The organism is Sphingomonas gellani, from assembly GCF_900110035.1.
Taxonomy (GTDB): domain Bacteria; phylum Pseudomonadota; class Alphaproteobacteria; order Sphingomonadales; family Sphingomonadaceae; genus Sphingomonas; species Sphingomonas gellani.
In genome coordinates this window covers 91112-108229 of record NZ_FOCF01000003.1, presented here as the reverse complement: position 1 = coordinate 108229, position 17118 = coordinate 91112, and the positions used below count along the sequence as shown (strand labels likewise).

The 17118-nt window shown below is 70.2% G+C and carries 14 protein-coding genes; 6 read left to right on the top strand and 8 right to left on the bottom strand.

The features are described from left to right. Positions 1-4 precede the first annotated feature (4 nt). The 3 genes from BMX37_RS07305 to gluQRS are packed head-to-tail and all read right to left on the bottom strand — an operon-like array spanning position 5 to position 1717. On the bottom strand, positions 5-589 hold the full coding sequence (locus tag BMX37_RS07305) for a cob(I)yrinic acid a,c-diamide adenosyltransferase (protein ID WP_093665030.1): 585 nt from the start codon (positions 587-589) through the stop codon (positions 5-7). A gap of 22 nt (positions 590-611) precedes the next feature. Beyond that, positions 612-839 carry a twin transmembrane helix small protein gene (locus tag BMX37_RS07300; protein WP_093665028.1) on the bottom strand — a complete coding sequence of 76 codons (228 nt, stop codon included), beginning with the start codon at positions 837-839 and terminating at the stop codon, positions 612-614. 26 nt (positions 840-865) lie between these two features. After that, positions 866-1717, bottom strand: a complete 852-nt coding sequence (gluQRS, locus tag BMX37_RS07295) for a tRNA glutamyl-Q(34) synthetase GluQRS (RefSeq protein WP_093665365.1) — start codon at positions 1715-1717, stop codon at positions 866-868. 107 nt (positions 1718-1824) lie between these two features. On the opposite strand from gluQRS, the gene BMX37_RS07290 reads away from it, so the two are divergent. The 3 genes from BMX37_RS07290 to ppc all read left to right on the top strand — a co-directional run bounded on the left by BMX37_RS07290 (position 1825) and on the right by ppc (position 5713). Continuing rightward, complete coding sequence (locus BMX37_RS07290) at positions 1825-2391, top strand: HNH endonuclease (RefSeq protein ID WP_093665026.1); 567 nt, start codon at positions 1825-1827, stop codon at positions 2389-2391. A gap of 134 nt (positions 2392-2525) precedes the next feature. Then, positions 2526-2924: an EF-hand domain-containing protein gene (locus tag BMX37_RS07285; protein ID WP_093665024.1), complete on the top strand. Its 399-nt coding sequence runs from the start codon at positions 2526-2528 to the stop codon at positions 2922-2924. 68 nt (positions 2925-2992) lie between these two features. Next, the gene (ppc, locus tag BMX37_RS07280; protein ID WP_093665022.1) at positions 2993-5713 is read left to right on the top strand and encodes a phosphoenolpyruvate carboxylase; all 2721 of its coding nucleotides are present in this window, start codon (positions 2993-2995) and stop codon (positions 5711-5713) included. A 50-nt stretch (positions 5714-5763) separates the two neighbouring features. Here ppc and BMX37_RS18480 read toward each other — a convergent pair whose 3' ends face one another. Next, positions 5764-8322 carry a bifunctional acetate--CoA ligase family protein/GNAT family N-acetyltransferase gene (locus BMX37_RS18480; protein WP_170841886.1) on the bottom strand — a complete coding sequence of 853 codons (2559 nt, stop codon included), beginning with the start codon at positions 8320-8322 and terminating at the stop codon, positions 5764-5766. A 223-nt stretch (positions 8323-8545) separates the two neighbouring features. On the opposite strand from BMX37_RS18480, the gene BMX37_RS07260 reads away from it, so the two are divergent. After that, positions 8546-11170 carry an ATP-binding protein gene (locus tag BMX37_RS07260; protein ID WP_170841885.1) on the top strand — a complete coding sequence of 875 codons (2625 nt, stop codon included), beginning with the start codon at positions 8546-8548 and terminating at the stop codon, positions 11168-11170. A gap of 295 nt (positions 11171-11465) precedes the next feature. Here BMX37_RS07260 and BMX37_RS07255 read toward each other — a convergent pair whose 3' ends face one another. Further along, the gene (locus BMX37_RS07255) at positions 11466-12191 is read right to left on the bottom strand and encodes a c-type cytochrome (RefSeq protein ID WP_093665016.1); all 726 of its coding nucleotides are present in this window, start codon (positions 12189-12191) and stop codon (positions 11466-11468) included. Between the two features lie 100 nt (positions 12192-12291). Here BMX37_RS07255 and BMX37_RS07250 point away from each other — a divergent pair, with 100 nt between their 5' ends. Together BMX37_RS07250 and BMX37_RS07245 are read left to right on the top strand one after the other, a co-directional pair. Then, positions 12292-13182: a prephenate dehydratase gene (locus BMX37_RS07250; RefSeq protein WP_093665014.1), complete on the top strand. Its 891-nt coding sequence runs from the start codon at positions 12292-12294 to the stop codon at positions 13180-13182. A gap of 105 nt (positions 13183-13287) precedes the next feature. Beyond that, on the top strand, positions 13288-13800 hold the full coding sequence (locus tag BMX37_RS07245; protein WP_093665012.1) for a flagellar basal body-associated FliL family protein: 513 nt from the start codon (positions 13288-13290) through the stop codon (positions 13798-13800). A gap of 7 nt (positions 13801-13807) precedes the next feature. Here the strand turns inward: BMX37_RS07245 and nudC are convergent, their stop codons facing one another. The 3 genes from nudC to BMX37_RS07230 are packed head-to-tail and all read right to left on the bottom strand — an operon-like array spanning position 13808 to position 17117. Further along, positions 13808-14701 (bottom strand): NAD(+) diphosphatase, encoded by an 894-nt coding sequence (gene nudC, locus BMX37_RS07240; protein ID WP_093665010.1) that lies wholly within the window; start codon positions 14699-14701, stop codon positions 13808-13810. Further along, positions 14698-16041, bottom strand: a complete 1344-nt coding sequence (locus BMX37_RS07235; RefSeq protein WP_093665009.1) for a serine hydrolase domain-containing protein — start codon at positions 16039-16041, stop codon at positions 14698-14700. Before BMX37_RS07235 ends, nudC begins: the two co-directional genes overlap by 4 nt. Beyond that, positions 16038-17117, bottom strand: coding sequence for an A/G-specific adenine glycosylase (locus BMX37_RS07230; protein ID WP_244501444.1), 1080 nt, complete (start codon positions 17115-17117; stop codon positions 16038-16040). Before BMX37_RS07230 ends, BMX37_RS07235 begins: the two co-directional genes overlap by 4 nt. Between the last annotated feature and the right edge of the window lies 1 nt (position 17118).

Here is a 17118-nt window from a genome sequence, read left to right as displayed (position 1 = left end):
CGCCTCAGCGCGTGGCGCCGGGCCTCCATAGAACGTCACCGGCCCCAAACTGGTTCACTGACCGCGCGGCGACGAACAGGTAATCCGACAGTCGGTTGAGATAGGTTATCGCCTGCGGGTTCAATCCGCCCGTACATGCGCCGTGCGCCGCAACCGCCGAACGCTCCGCCCGGCGCACGATCGCGCGTGCCAAGTGCAGCCCTGCCGCCCCCGGCGTACCGCCCGGCAGGACGAAGCTGGTCAGCGGCGCCAGTCGCTCGTTCAGCGCGTCGATCTCCCGCTCCAGCCGCTCCACCTGCCCCGGCACGATGCGCAGACGCATGTCGGACGGGGCGAAATCATCATCCGCCTCGGCCGGCGTTGCGATATCGGCGCCAAGGTCGAACAGGTCGTTCTGGATACGGGTCAATGCCGTGACCAGCGGGTCACCGCCCAGTGCGACGATCGCGACGCCAAGGGCGCTGTTCGCCTCGTCCACGTCGCCGATCGCGGTCATGCGCGCATCCGCCTTTGACAGGCGCGATCCGTCGACCAGTCCCGTCGTGCCGGCATCGCCGGTGCGGGTGTAGATGCGGTTCAGGCGGACCATGCGTACCTCTTCGGCGACCCCGTCAGGTGCCCTTTGCCAGCACCAGGATCAGCACCACGATCATGATCGCCGCCGCCTGGAAGAAGATGCGCATCTGCATCATCCGGTTCGATTTCAGCGCGCCGGCGCTGGGGCCGTTGCCCTTCACCTCCTCCGTACGCTCCTGAAGAAAGGTGACGATGCCGCGCACCAGCGCCACGACGGTCGCGATCATCGCGGCGACCAGCAGGATGACGAGAAAGGTGGTCATGGGCGCAATCTAGGCGCTCCGGCGCGTCAAGCCAATGGGGCGAAGCCGGCCGGAAGGCGCCCGGCGCGCAGATCGGCGGCCAGCGCCCGTCCGTCCCCGCCGCCCAGCCGCATCGCCTCCAAAGTCGGCGCGCCGTTCCGCTTCGCCAGCCGCTGCCCGTCCGCCCCGGTCAGCAGCGGGTGATGGTGATAATGCGGCGTCGGCAGGCCGAGCAGCGCCTGGAGAAGCCGGTGGATGTCGGTCGCGCGAAACAGGTCCTGCCCGCGCACCACGTCGCTGATCCCCTGCGCCGCATCGTCCACCGTGACCGCAAGGTGATAGCTGGCCGGCGCATCCTTGCGCGCCAGGATCACGTCGCCCTGCGCCAGCGGATCGGCACGGACATGGCCAGCCGCCGCGTCGTGCCAGCCGAGCGGCCCCGCCACCGCTACGGCGCGGGCCATGGCGATGCGCCAGCTGTGCGGCCTGGACAGGTCGGGCGACGACAGATGGCGACAGGTGCCGGGATAGAGCGGTTCGGCGCCGTGCGGCGCGGACAGGCTGGCCGCCGCGACCTCCGCACGGGTGCAGAAGCAGGGGTAGACCAGCCCCGCATCCCGCAACCGGTCCAGCGCGTCGGCATAGAGCGGCAGCCGTGCCGACTGGAACACCACCGGTCCATCCGGATCGAGGCCGAGCCAGTCGAGGTCCGCCAGGATCGCCGAAACATGTTCGGGCCGGCTGCGCGATCCGTCGATATCCTCGATGCGCAACAGGAACCGCCCCCCTGCCGCTCGTGCCAGGTCGTGCGCACGCACCGCCGACACCGCATGGCCCAGATGCAGGCGGCCGGTCGGGCTGGGCGCGAAGCGGCTGACGACCGGTTCCGGGCGCGCCATGTCCGGCGACACTTGACCCCCTGCTTGCGCTTGTGCTGTCATGCCCCTGTCACTCGCGTCGGCGATGGCCGGCCCGGACGCGAACGTTTCGCGACAAGGGAGGAGCCGTGTTTCATCCCGATTTGATCCGTCACCCCGACAGTTGCCCCGCACTTGTCCTGAACGCAGACTATACGCCGCTTTCCTATTATCCGCTCAGCCTGTGGCCGTGGCAGACGGCGATCAAGGCGATGTTCCTGGAGCGGGTCGACGTCGTCGCCCATTACGAGCGCGAGGTGCGCAGCGCCAGCATGGCGCTGAAGCTGCCGTCGGTCATCGCTTTGCGGCAGTTCGTCAAGCCGTCGGAATTCCCGGCCTTCACCCGTTTCAACCTGTTCCTGCGCGATCGCTTCGCCTGCCAATATTGCGGACGCGGGCGCGACCTGACCTTTGACCATGTCATTCCGCGCGCGCAGGGCGGCCGCACGACATGGGAGAATGTCGTCACTGCCTGTGCGCCGTGCAACCTGAAAAAGGGCGGCCGCACCCCGCGAGAGGCGTCGATGCCGCTGCATCTGGAACCGATCCGCCCGACCAGCTGGCATCTGCAGGAACATGGGCGCAGCTTTCCGCCCGGCTATCTGCACGAAACCTGGCACGACTGGCTGTACTGGGACATCGAACTGGAGGCATGATCGCACCGCGCTGCCGCGCCCGGGGGTGGGAACCGGGGCGGCGGTTCGCAGCTTTTCGTGCGGGTCCGCGTTCTCGCGCGATCAATCTTTGCGCGCGATCGGCGGTTCTCGCGATTAACAGGGACCTTGAACACATGCGATCAGCCTCTCTCGTTCTTTTGCTGCTCCCGGCTGCGCTGCCGCTCGCCGCGTGCGGTGGTGGCGGAAGCAAGGCCAAGCAGGCGGAGGCGGATGCCCATGCCGCCGCGGCGGGGTTCGTGCCGCCATCCGTGCTGTCGCGCCTGGATTTCGGCGGGACGATCGAGCGGCGCTTCCACGCGCTGGACCGCAACGGCGACAATGTGCTGACCGACGAGGAATTGCCGCGCCAGGATTCACGCCTCATGGCGCTCGACCGCAACAAGGACGGCCGCATCAGCTCCACCGAGTGGAGCGAGGGGATGCTGGACCGGTTCGACCGCATGGACCTGAACCACGACGGCTCCGTCACCTCCGACGAGCGCGCGCGGTTCGAGGCGTCGGAGCGGAAATGAACGCTTTGCGCGGGTGAAGGCGGCGCGGCGTTGACGGACATGGCATTGCGCTGCAGCATCACGGCGTAATGGCCACCTCCGCATCCCCAACACGCCCGGACGATCACAATGACGATCGCCCCGCCTCCACCAGCCCGGCGCTCAGCAACAATGCCGATATCCGGTATCTGGGCGCGCTACTCGGCGACGTGATCCGCGCCTATGGTGGAGAGGCGCTGTTCAACGCGACCGAGACGATCCGGCGCGCATCGGTGGAACGGCATCGCGGCGGGGACGCGGATGCGGCGGAGCTGGAGCTGGGCCGGCTAAACCTGGACGAGACGCTGGATTTCGTTCGCGGGTTCATGCTGTTCTCCATGCTCGCCAACCTGGCGGAGGATCGACAGGGGATCAGCGCGGAACCGGGTGCGGACATCGCGTCCGCGCTGGCCCGGCTGGCCGATCACGGCGTCGGCCGCGACGCGGCGGTGGCGCTGCTCGACGGGGCGCTGGTCGCGCCCGTGCTGACCGCGCACCCGACGGAGGTGCGGCGCAAGAGCATGATCGATCACCGCAACCGCATCGCAGAGCTGATGGCGATGCGCGATGCGGGGCGGACGGAAACGCCCGACGGCGACGGCATCGACGACGCGATCGGACGCCAGATTGCCCTGTTGTGGCAGACGCGGGTGCTGCGGCGCGAGCGTTTGTACGTGACCGACGAGGTGGAGACCGCGCTGTCCTATCTGCGCGACGTGTTCATCCCGGCGCTGCCCGCGCTGTACCAGCGCTGGGACCGGGCGCTGGGCCACCGCGTGCCGCCGTTCCTGAAGCCGGGCAGCTGGATCGGCGGCGACCGCGACGGCAATCCGTTCGTTACTGCCGCCTCTCTCGACACCGCGCTCGGCCGTGCCGGAGAGACGGTGCTGGGCGCGTATCTGGACGGGCTCCATGCGCTTGGCGCGGAACTGTCGATCTCCGACGAGCATATGGCGATCGACCCGGCGGTGGCGGCGCTGGCGGCGGCGAGCGGTGACGACGCACCGAGCCGCGCGGACGAACCCTATCGCCGGGCGGTGTCGGGCATCTACGCCCGCCTGGCCGCGACCTTTCGCCACCTGACGGGCAAGACGCCGCCGCGTCCGGGTCCGCTGAAGGGTGAGCCCTATGCCGATCCCGCCGCCTTTCGCGCGGACCTGGTCGCCATCGCGCGTGGGCTGGCCTCGGGCGGTGACGGCACATTGGCCTCGGCAGGCGCGCTCGGCCGGCTGATCCGCAGCGTGGAGGTGTTCGGTTTCCACCTGGCGACGCTGGACCTGCGCCAGAACAGCGCGGTGCACGAACGCACCGTGGCCGAACTGTTGGCGGTGGCGGGGGTCGAGGCCGATTACGCGGCGCTGGACGAGGATGCGCGCGTCGCGCTGCTGCGCCGCGAGCTGGCCAACGCACGCCCGCTGGTCAGCCGTTATGCCAATTACAGCGAGGAAACGCGCGGCGAGCTGGCGATCTTCGACGCGGCGGCGCGGGCGCACGCGCGGCTGGGGCCGGACTGCATCGTGCGTTCGATCGTGTCGATGGCGAAGTCGGTGTCCGACCTGCTGGAGGTCAACCTGTTGCTGAAGGAGGCCGGGCTGTACCGGCCCGGCGACACACCGCACGCGGCGGTGCAGGCGGTGCCGCTGTTCGAGACGATCGGCGACCTGGAGGCGGCGCCCGCGATCATGACCGCCTGGTTCGCCCTGCCCGAGGTCGCGGCGACGGTGCGCGGCCGGGGTCATCAGGAGGTGATGATCGGCTATTCGGACAGCAACAAGGATGGCGGCTATCTCACCTCCACCTGGTCGCTGTCGCAGGCGTCCACCGCGCTGAAGCCGGTGTTCGAGGCGGCGGGCGTGACCATGCAGCTGTTCCACGGGCGCGGCGGCGCAGTCGGACGCGGCGGAGGGTCATCCTTCGCCGCGATCCTGGCACAGCCGCCGGGCACGGTGCAGGGCCGCATCCGCATCACCGAACAGGGTGAGGTGATCGCGGGCAAGTATGGCACGCGGGATGCCGCGATGATCAATCTGGAGGCGATGGCGTCGGCCACCCTGCTCGCCAGCCTGGAGCCGGAAAGCCTGTCCGCCCCCGACAGCCAGCGCTTCGCGCAAGCGATGGACGCCATGTCCGCGACCGCGTTCGGCGCGTATCGCGGGCTGGTCTACGACACGCCGGGGTTCCGCACTTTCTTTCGCCAGATGACGCCGATCGGGGAGATTGCGGGGCTGAAGATCGGATCGCGCCCGGCCAGCCGCAAGAAATCGGACGCGATCGAGGACCTGCGCGCGATCCCCTGGGTGTTCAGCTGGGCACAGGCGCGCGTCATGCTGCCCGGCTGGTACGGGGTCGGCCATGCGATCGCGGCGGGCGACAAGGGATTGCTGAGCGAGATGGCCGACAGCTGGCCCTTCTTCGCCGCCAGCCTGGCCAACATGGAAATGGTGCTGGCGAAATCCGACATGGCCATCGCGGCGCGCTATGCCGAACTGGTCGAGGACGACGCGCTGAAGCCGATCTTCGCCACCATCCGCGACGGCTGGAACCAGGCGCATGACGGATTGCTGGCGATCACCGGCCAGTCGCGCCTGCTGGAAAGGCACCCGGCGCTGGACGCGTCGATCCGCCTGCGCCTGCCCTATATCGAACCGCTGAACCTGCTTCAGATCGAGCTGATGAAGCGGCACCGCGCGGGTGAGGACGATCCCCGCATCGCGGAGGGCATCCTGTTGTCGATCAACGCCATCGCGACCGGGCTGCGCAATTCCGGCTGAGCGACGGACCGCGGCGTGGACCGCGGCCGCTTCTGTCCGCCGCGCCGCGCTCAGTCCGCGACGGATCGGCGCACCACGCGTTCGCCCATGGCGTCCTCCACCGTCTCGAACCCCATCTCGCGTTCCAGCGCGAGGGCGGCATGGTTGTCGCGGCTTTCCACCGCCTCGATCGTCTCGATCCCTTCCGCCTTGGCATAGCGCAGGACGTGCTGGACCATGCTCCAGCTGATGCCCCGCCCCTTGAAGTCGCCACGCACCGACACCGCCAGCTCGCCGCGCGAGCGGTCGGGATCGCAGGCCAGCATCGCGGTCGCGACCGGCACCTCGTCGGCAAAGGCGAGGAAGTTGATCGTGCGGCGATAATCGATCTGCGTCATCGCGACGAGCCGGTCGCGCCCGACCTCCCGCACCCCACTCAGGAAGCGGAAGCGCAGGTCCTCCGGCGTCACGTGGTGGAACAGGTCGGCCAGTCGCCCGACATCGTCCGGACGAACCGGGTGGACATGGATGGAGAGGCCGGACCGGGTCGTCAGGTCGGCGGTCCATTCGGCGGGCACGGGACGGATCGCCAGCCGCCCCTCCCTGGGCCGTGCAGCGATGTGCATCCGCACGTCCAGCGCGGTGAGCCGGTCGCCGGCCACCACCAGCGGATCGATGTCGAGCGACTCCAGCTCCGGCAGGTCCGCCGCCAGCGCGGCCACCGCGTTGAGAACGCGGACCACCGTCGCCTCCGCACCGGGCGCCGCGATCAGCGCGGCGATGCCGGCACGCGCCACCAGCCCCTGCGCCAACGCGTCGTCAAGCGGCGGCAGGTCCAGCGCCATGGCCGGGAACGCCGCGCCCAGCGTGCCGCCGACGCCCAGCCCGATCACGGGGCCGAACACGGCGTCCTCCACGACACGGACCCGCAATTCGGGCACGTCCTTGCCCCCGACCATGCTCGCCACCTCGAACCCGATCAGGTCGGCATCGGGATGCATGTCGCCGATGTTGCGGCGCATCTCCTGCGCCGCCGCCACGGCCGCACCGGCATCGGGCAGGGCCAGCGCGACGCCGCCCACCGCCGCCTTGTTGGGCAGGTCGGGCGAGCAGATCTTCACCACATAGGGGCCGGGCAGCGCCGCGCATGCCTCCGCCACCGCCGCGGTCGTGCGCGCCAGGTGAGAGGCGACGATGGGTATGCCGTAGGCGGCGGCGACGAACCGCGCCTCCGTCCCGGTCAACTCCGTCGGCCCCTCCAGCCGGGCACCGACGATGATCGCGCGGGCGCGTTCCCGGTCATGGTCGGGGATGCTGAGCGCGGGAGGGGCGCGCAACAGTGCCTCCCGACCCTCCGCCGCCTGTCGCAGGTGGCTGAGGCCGCGCACCGCGTCGTCGACATTGTCGAACAGCGCCAGTCGGGCGGCGGCGAACATCGGCCGCACCGCGGCGGCAGTGGCAGGGCCCATCCAGCAGGCGATCACCGGCTTCCTCGCGCCCGTCGCGGCGGCGACCACCGCCTGTGCCGCTGCCTGCCCGTCGTCGAAGGCGGTGGGGCAGTGCACCGTCAGCACGGCGTCCACCGCCGCGTCCGCCAGCGCCGCGGCGACGGCAGCGCCGACCCGTTCGGCATGGCCGCGATCAGCCACCACCTCCACCGGCTCCGCGCCCGCGCGCTGCGCCAGCGTGCCGCCGGATGCGGCCAGCGCGTCCGCCGCCAGCCGGCCGGCGCCGCCGCCATTGGTGACGATCGCCACGCGGGACCCGCAGCGCGGCGGATGGCAGCCGAGCAGTTGCGCCGCGTCGAACAGTTCCGCCACACCGTCGACCAGGATCATGCCGGCACGCCGGAACGCGGCGCGGTAGACGCGGTCGGCGGCGAAGGCGCCCTGCCCGTCCGTGTCCGCCGAGCGGCCCGCACGCAGCGCGATCACCGGCTTCAACCGGGCAGCCGCGCGCGCCGCCGACATGAACCGGGCCGCGTCGCGGATCGATTCCACCTGCAACAGGATCGCGTCCGTGGTCGAATCGGCGGCGAACAGGTCGAGCAGGTCGGCCGCATCGGCATCCACCATGTCGCCCATCGACACGACCCCGGAAAACCCGACCTGACGATCCGCCGCCCAGTCCAGCATCGCCGTCACCAGCGCCCCGCTCTGCGACAATAAAGCCAGCCGGCCGGGCGCCGCCGCGCGCGGCGCAAAGGAGGCGTTCAGCCCGATGCGCGGGATCAGCACACCCAGGCTGTTCGGGCCGACGATCCGCATCCCCGACCCCGCCACCGCCGAGAGCAGCGCCTCGCGCCCGTCGGCTCCCGCGAACCCGTTCGACAAAACCACCGCGTCGCGCGTCCCCCGTGCGCCCAGCCGCCTGAGCGCGTCCGGCACCAGCGGCGCGGGCAGCGCCACCACGGCCAGTTCCGGTGGGTCGCGCAACGCATCGACGCTGGCGACGCATTCCACGCCGGCCACATCCAGCGGGTGAGGGTTGACCGCGGACACCCGGCCCCGGAACCCGCCGGCCACGATATTGTCCAGAACGGTTCGTCCTACCGTCCCCTGCCGCCGGGATGCGCCGATCACGGCGATGCTGGCCGGGTGGAGCAGCGTGGGAAGGTTGCGTAGCGCCATGGCGGGTGTCCTGCGGGCAAGGAGCGATCTGCTCCGGATCGGCGCGGGCATCCTCTTTCCCGGCGCCATGGGGCATCCGTAAAGGTGCGGATGCGCTCGGTTGGCGGCCCCTGCCGCAGCGGTCGGCCGTGGCTGCGGGCGACGGCGCCTGCGCCCCGAAACCAGCCATGCTCGCATGTAAAAAATGTGCGGCGAAACCGGTGCCGCGGCGATAAGAAGCATCATGTTTTCCGCCACTTCCGCCGTTCAGCCCCTGGTGCCAGGCAGCACGACCGCCCTGGAGATCGCGCAACGCGACTGGGCGGCGACCTCGCTGGGCGCGGCGGACACGTGGCCGACCGCGCTGCGCTCTACGCTGGCGCTGATGCTCGCATGCCCGACCCCCATGTTCCTGGCCTGGGGACCCGAGCTGTTGTGCTTCTACAACGACGCATACCGCCCGATCCTGGGGTACCGGATCGCGGAGGCGCTGGGCCGCCCGTTCAGCGAGGTGTGGGCGAGCATCTGGTCGGACATCAAGCCGCTGGTCGACGCGACGCTGGCGGGCGAGTCGCGGACGATGACCGACATGCGGCTGGACCTGAGCCGCACGGGCGAGCCGGAGGAAAGCTGGTGGACGTTCACCTACTCCCCCGCTTTCGACGATGCGGGCCGCATCGCCGGGCTGTTGTGCGTCACCGGCGAGACCACGGCGCGTGTGGTGGCGGAGCGCGACCGCGACGCCGCCGACGAGCGGCTGCAGATGGCGCTGTCGGCGGGCAACAGCATCGGCGCGTGGGACTGGGACGTGCTGAACGACCGCAACACGGCCGACACCCGCTTCGCCACCCTGTACGGCGTCGACCCGGACCGGGCCGCGGCCGGGGCGCCGATCGCCGAATTCTTCGGCTGCATCCATCCCGACGACCTGCCGCGCGTCCAGGACGAGATCCGCAAGGTGATGGCGGGTGAGGGCACGTTCGCATCCGAATACCGGCTGGTGAGCAAGGACGGCGCGATCCGCTGGGTCTCGGCGCAGGGGCGCTGCATCTTCGACGCGGACGGGCGCTGCGTCCGCTTTCCCGGCGTCAGCTTCGATATCACGCGCCGCATGGCGGCCGACCTGGCGTTGCAGGCGGCAAAGGCGGAACGCGAGTTCGTCATCGACCTGACCAAGCGCCAGCGTGCCTCGACCGAGGCGGAGGCGATCATCCGCCTGTCGGCCGAAATGCTGGGCCAGAGGCTGGGCGCCAATCGCGTCGGCTTCTACCGCCGGGTCGGCGCCAACCAGCTGCGCCACGGCGCCAACTGGACCGACGGCACGCTGGACCCGCTGAACGGCATCGATCCGGTCGACCGGTTCGGACAGCGCGCCGAACGCTCGCGACGGCGGGGCAAGACGCTGGTGTTCAGCGACAGCCGCCACGACGACGCCGGCGACTTCCTGTCCTTTGCCGAACGCGGCGTGCTGGCCGGGATCTGCGTGCCGCTGATGCATGACGGCGACTGGCGGGCGGGCATCTACCTGCACCATGCCGAGGTGCGAAGCTGGTCGGACGCGGAGGTGGCGCTGGCCAAGGAGGTCGCGGAACTGACCTGGCTGGCGGTGGAGCGGGCGGAGGCGGTGCTGCGCCTGACGCAGCGTGTCGACCGGCAGGACACCGCGCTGGCCGAGGCGAACAGCGAGATCCAGACGCAGGCAGGCCGGCGGACCGAGGCCGAGAGCCAACTGCGCCAGTTGCAGAAGATGGAGGCGGTGGGCCAGTTGACCGGCGGCATCGCGCACGATTTCAACAACATGCTCGCGGTGATCATCGGCGGCCTCAACCTGGCGCAGCGTCGGCTGGATCGGGGCGATACCGATATCGGCCGTTTCATGGACGGCGCGATGGAGGGCGCGACACGCGCCGCGGCGCTGACCCAGCGCCTGCTCGCCTTTTCCCGGCAACAGCCGCTGGCGCCGGAGAACATCGACGCCAATCGGCTGGTCAACGGTCTGGCCGACCTGCTGACCCGGACGCTGGGCGAGCATGTGCGGTTGGAAACCGTGCTGACGCCGGGGCTGTGGAAGACGTCCGCCGATCCGGTCCAGCTGGAGAATGTGATCGTCAACCTGGCGGTCAACGCCCGCGACGCGATGCCGGACGGCGGCCGCCTGACGATCGAGACGGGCAACGCCGATGTCGACGCCGATTATGCCCATGACGCCGACATGGCGGTCGGCCATTACGTCATGCTGGCGGTGAGCGACACGGGTACGGGCATGGCGCCCGACGTTCTGGCCAAGGCGTTCGACCCGTTCTTCACCACCAAGGGCGTCGGCAAGGGTACGGGCCTGGGCCTGAGCCAGGTGTTCGGCTTCGTTCGCCAGTCGGGTGGGCATGTGCGGATCTATTCGGAGGTCGGCCACGGGACGACGATCAAGATCTACCTGCCGCGCATCCATGGCGAGGACGTGCAACCGATGGCGCGTCGTGCAGCGGTATCGGCGCGCGGCGGATCACCCGAGGAGATCGTGCTGGTCGTCGAGGACGAGGACCGGGTGCGCAATTTCTCCACGGAGGCGCTGCGCGAACTCGGCTACACGGTGATCCACGCCGACAACGGCCCGGAGGCGCTGGCGATGATCGATGCCGGGCAGGACGTGACGTTGTTGTTCACCGACATCGTGATGCCGGAGATGACCGGCCGCCAGCTTGCCGATGAAGCGTTGAAGCGGTTGCCGGGCCTGAAGCTGGTCTACACCACCGGCTATACGCGCAACGCCGTGGTGCATAACGGAGTGATTGATCCGGGCACCAATTTCCTGGCGAAGCCGTTCGGCATCGACCAGCTCGCCGCCAAGATTCGCGAGGCGCTGGACGGGTAACGGGGTCGGCATCGGCGGGTTCGTCCGTGCCGCCGGACGGGGCGAGACGCCTAAGGGAGACCCCCTTCGGACACGTCCGTGGAGCGGGATCGGGGCCAACCAGCCTGAACGCGGCGGTTCACGGCCCTGACGTCGAACCGTTCGGCCGATGGGAGAAGGGCCGCCGGGCGAGCCGGGTGAGCAGCCGCCGCCGAGATGCGCGGGGCGCAAGTCGGCCCCGCGTTCAGGACGAGCGGCACTACACCGCCACCCTGCGCAGTCCGCTCCCGGCGACGTCCAGCCGCCGGGGCGAAGCTTACTTGTCCAGCTTGGCGGCTTGCTTGGCGGCGTTCGGATCGACCGACGGAGCGCCGGACGCCGGCGTGCCGGTGTTGGCGATGTCGGCCGTGTCGCCCTTCACATCCTTGCTCACCGCATCCACCGCGTTGGCGGCGCCGTCCGAAGCGCTGGCGCCCTCCGGTGCCTTGCCGCCATCCTTTGCGGCGCCCGGCGCGGGAGCGGCCGGGAGCGGCAGGTTGGAGCCCTGGCTGTTCAGATAGGCGATGACGTTGGCGCGGTCCTGCGGATTGCCCAGTCCGGCAAAGGTCATCTTGGTACCGGCCGCGAACTTCCGCGGGCTGGTCAGCCAGGCGTTCATCTTGTCGAAGTCCCAGTTGCCGCCGACACCCTTCAGCGCGTCGGAAAAGGCAAAGCCGCCCTTGCCCTGCCCGACCGGTTCACCCAGCGTCGCGTACAGGTTCGGACCGATGCCGTTGGCGCCACCCTGGTTGATGGTGTGGCAGGCGGCGCACTTCTTGAACACGTCCGCGCCCTTTGCCGGGTCGGCGGAGGCGAGCAGGGTCGCGATCGGCACCTCGGCCGCGCCGCCGCCGGCGCCGCCCTCTTCCACGCCCTCGATCGGATAGCCCATCTTGTCCGGGCGGCCGCCGTGGAACAGCATGCCGCCGACGATGGACAGGCCCAACGCCGCGCCGCATCCCGCCAATACCCAGCCTGCGATCGTGTTGTTCCGGCCGTCCATGACTGTCCTTCGTTCCCCGAACCGCTTCCATAGGAAAGCATGCCCCCCATCGCAAGCCGCGCTTGCCCACCTACGGGGTCATCCTTACCGGTGCCCGGCCATGGAGCAGTATTCCGCCCCCGCCCGCCCGCTGGTCGCCGCCATGGTGGAGGCCGCCGCCGCCGCGCCCGACCAGGCCGTGGCGTTTCAGGGCGCGCCGGGCGCCAACAGCCATGTCGCCGTGCTGGAGGAGTTCGCCGACGCACTGCCACTGCCCTGTTTCGACTTCGCCGATGCGATCGAGGCGGTGAAGACCGGCCTCGCGGCGCAGGCGATGATCCCGATCGAGAACTCGCTGCACGGCCGGGTCGCGGACATCCACTTCCTGTTGCCGGAATCGGGGCTGGTCATCGTCGGGGAGCGGTTCCTGCGCATCCGTCATGCGTTGATGGGCGTGGGGCCGATCGATGCGGTGCGCGAGGCGGCGAGCCACCCGCAGGCGCTGGGCCAGTGCCGCGAATGGTTGCGCGCGCATCGCATCCAGCCGGTCAGCTATCCCGACACCGCTGGCGCTGCCGCACTGGTCGCCGAACGCGGCGACCCCGCGCTAGCCGCCCTGGCCCCGCCCGGTGCGGCGGCGCTGTACGGGCTGAACCTGTTGCAGAGCGACATCGCGGACGCCGACCACAACACCACCCGTTTCGTGGTGCTGGCGCGGGGCGGTCGGCCGGCGGTGGGCGAAGGGCCGTGGATGACCACGCTGATCTTTGCGGTGAAGAACGTGCCGGCGGCCCTCTACAAGGCGATGGGCGGCTTCGCGACCAACGGCGTCAACATGACCAAGCTGGAAAGCTACCAGCATGGCGGCAGCTTCGCGGCGACCGACTTCTATTGCGATGTGGAGGGGAAACCGGGCGATCCGGCGCTGGACCGCGCGCTGGAGGAACTGGGCTTCCATTCCAAATGGGTGCGGGTGCTGGGCACCTATCGCCAGGCGCGCAAGCGTGGCTGAACCGCGATGCGCTGGTTGGGCCACGCCAAAACGGCTGGTTTCGTAACGCTTTAACAATGCGGCGCCGCTAACCGTCCCCATGAACTGACGGATCGGGGACGGGATGTGGCACGCAAGGCGATAATCGCGGGCGCGGCGGGGGCGCTGTTGATCGTGGCGGGTGGCGCGGGTGCCGGGTTCTGGATGTCGCGGGACGGCATCGCGGGACGCCTCGACAGCGACGCCGGGCGCGCCGATGCTGCGATGGTGAGCGATGCGGACAATGCCTCCACCGCGCTGGTCCGGCAGGCGACGCCGATCTATTACAGTTTCGACCCGCCCTTCGTCGTCAACGTCAAGCAATCGGGCGCGGTGATCCAGGTCGGCATGTCGGTCAGCACCCATTATGCCGCCACGGGCGACGCGCTGAAGAACGACGATCCGGCGCTCCGCTCCGTGATGCTGGGCGTGCTGGGCGACGTGACGGAGGCGATGGCCGACGACGACACCGCCAAGCAGCAGTTGCAGACGAGGATCATGGCTGCGGTGAACCGCCAGCTTTCCGCCGACGGCTATGCCGGCAATGTCGACGGCGCATTCTTCACCAGTTTCCTGCTGGTCGACAACGGCGACGGCTGAACCGGGATCAGCCGCCGGCCGCCCACACCTCCATCAACGTGCGCGCGATGGCATAGCGGGGCGGCGGCAGGAAGGGACCCTGCGCTCCGGCCAGCACGGCACGGACCTCCTCGCGCGATACCCAGATCGCCGATTCGAGTTCGTGCGTATCGATGACCAGCCGGTCGCTGTCCGCCTGCGCGATACAGGCGATCATCAGTTGCGACGGGAAGGGCCAGGGCTGGCTGGCGACATAGCGCACGCCCCGGACGCGCACGCCGGATTCCTCCAGCACCTCACGCGCGACCGCTTCCTCGATCGACTCGCCCGGCTCCAGAAAGCCGGCCAGCGCCGAATAGCGTCCCTCCGGCCAACCCGGTTGGCGTCCCAGCAGCGCGCGGCCGTCATGTTCGGCGATCATGATGACCACCGGATCGGTGCGCGGGAAATGCTCCGCCCCGCAATGGGGACAGGAACGGCCCCAGCCGGCACGGAACGGGTGGGTGACATGACCGCACACGGCGCAGTGCCGATGGCGGGCATGCCACAGGATCAGGCTGCGCGCGGCGGCATAGGTCGCGGCCTCTCCCGGCGCGAGCGCATCCAGCACCTCCATCAGCTCCGGGCTGCGCATCGCGGGTGGCGCGACGCCGGTCGCGCTCTCCTCCGGCAGCGTCACGAAGCAGGCCGCGCCATCGGGCTCCAGGCCGAGCAGCGCGAGCCGATCGGATGGGACATCGGCCAGCGGCGTCCAGCCCAGCCGCCCGCCCTCGCTGACCGGGACCAGCGCGTCGAGGCGGAGCAGCCGCGCCGCCGGGTCCGCCGTCGCACGCGCCAGGGCGGCGGCATCGTGACGCAGCGCGTCCGCGCGGTCGAGCGTGCCGCCGGTGAAGCCGGGCGACAGGTCGTGGATCGCGCTCATCGTGCCGCCGCCATGCTGGCGATGTCGCGCCCCAGCGCCCTCACCGTCTCCTCGCGCACCGGCCAGCGATCGGCCGGGAAATAGTTCACCATGATCGTTCCTCGAATCTGCTTGGCCCGGTCGACGAACGCCACCGTTCCCGCCGCGCCGCCCCAGCCATAGGTGCCCTTCGACGGCACACCCCCCGGCCCGTCGGCCAGGTACACGGCGCCGCCCGCGCCGAACCCCATCGCGGACGCGCCGCGCAGGCCTCCCGTCTCGCCCCCGATGCCGGCAAAGGACACGCCCGCCGGCAACAGGTTGGACAAGGCGAGGTCCACCGTTTCCGGCCTCATCACCCGCACGCCGTCCAGCGTGCCGCCATCCTGCAACATGTGCAGGAACCGGTCATAGTCCCGCGCCGATATGACCAGCCCGGCGCCGCCATAGGGAAAGCTGGCCGGTTGCAGGAACACGGAGGTCGCTCCGGCATCGAGCGGGACCATCTGATCGCCGAAAAAGGTGTAGTTGGTCGCCAACCGCCCCGCCTGCCCGGCCGGCACCGTCCAATAGGTCGACCGCATGCCCAGCGGCGTCAGCAGACGCGTCTGCACGAACCGCTCGAACGGCATCCCGCTCGCCCTCTCGACCGCGGCGGCGAGCACGTCGAGACCGATGGAATAGCTCCACGTCGTGCCGGGATCGGCGACCAGCGGCAACGTCGCCACCCGGTCGGCGAACGCCTGCAGGCTGGCGGGTCGGGCGCGCCGCATCGCCGGCTCCACCGTGGTGTTGATCGCCAGCGGCAGGATGCCGTTCCGCTCATATTCGTGCAGCAACGGCCCCTTGGTGATGATGCTGTACCCGAGCCCGGCGGTATGGGTCAGCAGGTTGCGGATCGTGATCGGGCGGGCGGCGGGGCGGGACCGCAGCGTGTCGGGCGACAGCTGCACGCGCATCGATTTGAACGCGGGCAGGATGTCGGACACGGGCTGGTCCAGGCGCAGGCGTCCGTCCTCGATCAACAGCATCGCCGCCATCGCCGTGATCGGCTTGGTCATCGAATACACGCGCCACAGCGTATCGGGCCCGGCCGGCGTGGCGGAGGGCGTGTCGGCGATGCGGCCGCTCTGGACGAACATCGTGGGCCGGCCGCCCAGGCCGAACGCCGCGACGATGCCCGGCATCTTGCCGCTGCGCACATAGTCGTCGAACAGCGCCTGAGTGGCGGGAAGCGCCGGTTTCGCAGGGAGCGTGACCTGGGTCGGCGGCCGTGCCTGTTGCCGGGACCACAGGGGCGCGGGGGCGAACACCGTCGCCAGCACCGCTGCCGCCATCGGCCCGGTTCTTACCATTCTCATCCGCCCTGCTCCACGATCGCGTCCGCCGCCCGTGCAAACACGGTGGGCAACCCCGCCGTTCCCAGCGCGTCGATCGGCCACCACTCCCCCGCGACCGGCTGCTCACCCTCGATCGTGGCGACCGCCAGCGCGAGATCGAGCTGAAAATGGGTGAAGCCGTGCGTCACCACGCCGTCCAGCATCCGCCAGTCCGCCTGGGCGGGCGCGTCCTCCAGACCGGGCGCGGCGTCCTGCCACGGCCCCGTCGGCAGCGCGCGCATCCCGCCCAACAGGCCCTTGTCCGGCCGGCGGACCAGCAGCACCCGGTCGCCGCGCCGCAGCCAGAATATCGTGCCATGCCGCTGCGGCCGCGCCTTTTTCGCCGGCTTGACCGGGAAGGCGTCGGGCGTGCCGGCGGCCAGCGCGGCGCAATCGTCCGCCAGCGGGCAGAGCAGGCATTTGGGCGCGCGCGACGTGCAGATCGCGGAGCCCAGATCCATCATCGCCTGCGCGAAGTCGCCCGCGCGCATATTGGGCGTGATCGTGTCCGCCGCCCGGCGGATGGCGGTCCGCGCCGCGGGCAGCGGCTGACGAATCGCGAACAGCCGCGCCACCACCCGTTCCACATTGGCGTCGACCACCACCGCGCGCTCTCCGAACGCGATCGCGGCGACGGCGGCGGCGGTATAGGCGCCCAGGCCGGGCAGGCGCCGCAACGCGGCCTCCGTACGTGGAAAGGCACCGCCATGCTCCGCCACCACCACGCGCGCGGCGGCGACCAGGTTGCGGGCGCGGGCATAATAGCCAAGCCCGGCCCAGGCGGCCATGACGTCCGCCTCCCCGGCCACCGCAAGGCTGGCGAAATCCGGCCATCGGGCCAGCCAGTTCTCGAACCGGGGACGCACGGCGGCAACCGTTGTCTGTTGCAGCATCACCTCCGACAGCCAGACGCGGTACGGGTCCGCTGTCTCCCCCGGCCGCGCGCGCCAGGGCAGGTCGCGCCGGTGGCGGTCGTACCAGGCGAGCAGGCGATCCGCGATCGGCGAAGGCGCCGAAAGGTCGGGCGTTTTTTCGCCATCTGCGCGCTTTGCGTCCACG

Coding starts and splice junctions, on each gene's coding strand:
- BMX37_RS07305 (WP_093665030.1), bottom strand. CDS start 589: ATGGTCCGCCTGAACCGCATCTACACCCGCACCGGCGATGCCGGCACG.
- BMX37_RS07300 (WP_093665028.1), bottom strand. CDS start 839: ATGACCACCTTTCTCGTCATCCTGCTGGTCGCCGCGATGATCGCGACC.
- gluQRS (WP_093665365.1), bottom strand. CDS start 1,717: ATGGCGCGCCCGGAACCGGTCGTCAGCCGCTTCGCGCCCAGCCCGACC.
- BMX37_RS07285 (WP_093665024.1), top strand. CDS start 2,526: ATGCGATCAGCCTCTCTCGTTCTTTTGCTGCTCCCGGCTGCGCTGCCG.
- ppc (WP_093665022.1), top strand. CDS start 2,993: ATGGCCACCTCCGCATCCCCAACACGCCCGGACGATCACAATGACGAT.
- BMX37_RS18480 (WP_170841886.1), bottom strand. CDS start 8,322: ATGGCGCTACGCAACCTTCCCACGCTGCTCCACCCGGCCAGCATCGCC.
- BMX37_RS07260 (WP_170841885.1), top strand. CDS start 8,546: ATGTTTTCCGCCACTTCCGCCGTTCAGCCCCTGGTGCCAGGCAGCACG.
- BMX37_RS07255 (WP_093665016.1), bottom strand. CDS start 12,191: ATGGACGGCCGGAACAACACGATCGCAGGCTGGGTATTGGCGGGATGC.
- BMX37_RS07250 (WP_093665014.1), top strand. CDS start 12,292: ATGGAGCAGTATTCCGCCCCCGCCCGCCCGCTGGTCGCCGCCATGGTG.
- nudC (WP_093665010.1), bottom strand. CDS start 14,701: ATGAGCGCGATCCACGACCTGTCGCCCGGCTTCACCGGCGGCACGCTC.
- BMX37_RS07235 (WP_093665009.1), bottom strand. CDS start 16,041: ATGAGAATGGTAAGAACCGGGCCGATGGCGGCAGCGGTGCTGGCGACG.